Source organism: Streptomyces sp. SID14478 (assembly GCF_010548525.1).
GTDB lineage: Bacteria > Actinomycetota > Actinomycetes > Streptomycetales > Streptomycetaceae > Streptomyces.
The window spans coordinates 1-1167 of the sequence record NZ_JAAGMG010000284.1 but is presented as its reverse complement, the minus strand read 5'-3'; the positions used below and the strand labels follow the sequence as shown (position 1 = coordinate 1167).

General features: G+C 66.9%; 1 protein-coding gene. It reads right to left on the bottom strand.

The window, feature by feature from the left end; genetic code table 11:
* Window positions 1-217: 217 nt before the first annotated feature.
* Window positions 218-1036, bottom strand: a complete 819-nt coding sequence (locus tag G3I40_RS09840; RefSeq protein WP_164301778.1) for a thioredoxin domain-containing protein — start codon at window positions 1034-1036, stop codon at window positions 218-220.
* Between the last annotated feature and the right edge of the window lie 131 nt (window positions 1037-1167).

Sequence of the window (1167 nt, the reverse complement as noted above, 5' to 3'; positions counted from 1 at the left end):
CGGCGTGGGCGGAGGCCGCCGCGAGGAGCGGGGCGGCGAGCACGGCGCCGGCGGCCGCGGCCTTGACGACCGTACGGCGGCGCGGGGCAGGAGAGGCGGATATGTCTTGCGGAAGTCGACTGGTCACGAGGGGTCAGATTACTGACCGGTACATGCGAAGAGCGGGCGAACTCGCAAGAGTTCGCCCGCTCTTCGGCTGTGCGTCAGGTGGCGCAGGTCAGCCCTTGAGGGCCTTGTCCACCGCGCTGTTCCAGGCGTCGACCGTGCTCGGCGCGTTGTCGCCGTCGGAGCCGGTGATCTTCTTGCCGTCCAGGACGAAGGCCGGGGTGCCCTGGACGCCGTACTTGTTGTCGTCGAACTGCTTCGACATCGTCAGCGCCCACTTGTCGTAGGTGCCGTCCTTGACGTCCTTCTGGAAGGCCTTGTCGTTCTTCAGTTCCGGGACGGTGTTCGCGATCTTGATGAGGTACGCGTCGTCCTTGAACTTGTCGGTGGTCTCCTCCGGGTGCCACTTCTTGGAGTAGAGGGCCTCCTTGTAGTTCCAGAAGGCGTCCTTGGAGACGTTCAGGGCGGCGCCGAGCGCGCTGAGCGCGTTCTTCGAGCCCTCGCCCTGGAGGTTGGTGTCCAGGAAGGTGGCACCGACGTACTGGATCTTGTACTTGCCGTCGTCCATGTCCTTCTTGACCGTCGGGCCGACGGTCTGCTCGAAGGCGGCGCAGACGGGGCAGCGCGAGTCCTCGTAGGCGATGATCGTCTTCTTGGCGGAGTCCTTGCCGAGGGTCACCGTGGTGTTGTTCTTGCCCGAGGTGTTCTTGGGCGCGACCAGGGCGTCGTCCTTGGCGGCCTCCCAGTAGGAGGGCTTGTTGCCCTGCATCACGAAGTAGCTGGCGACACCGGCTATCGCGAGGACACCGACGATGGAACCGGCGACGATCGCCGTCCGCTTCGCCTTGTCCTTCTTGGCCTGGCGCTCGCGCTCGATCCGCAGCCGCTCGCGGGCCGCCGTCTTCGCCTGCTGGCTGTTGCGCTTGCTCATGATCTGTTGCTCCGTGGGTGGGAAAAGGTGCGGGGGACTGTCGTGCGCGGGCTCAGACGGCCAGGCACGGCGGCCCGCGCCGCCCCACGGAGTGCAGGGCGATCCGGCTGCGGGCGACCCGCACGCGGGCG

What these genes read in the sequence shown, in the direction of transcription:
- G3I40_RS09840 (WP_164301778.1), bottom strand. Translation starts at nt 1,036, where the DNA reads ATGAGCAAGCGCAACAGCCAGCAGGCGAAGACGGCGGCCCGCGAGCGG.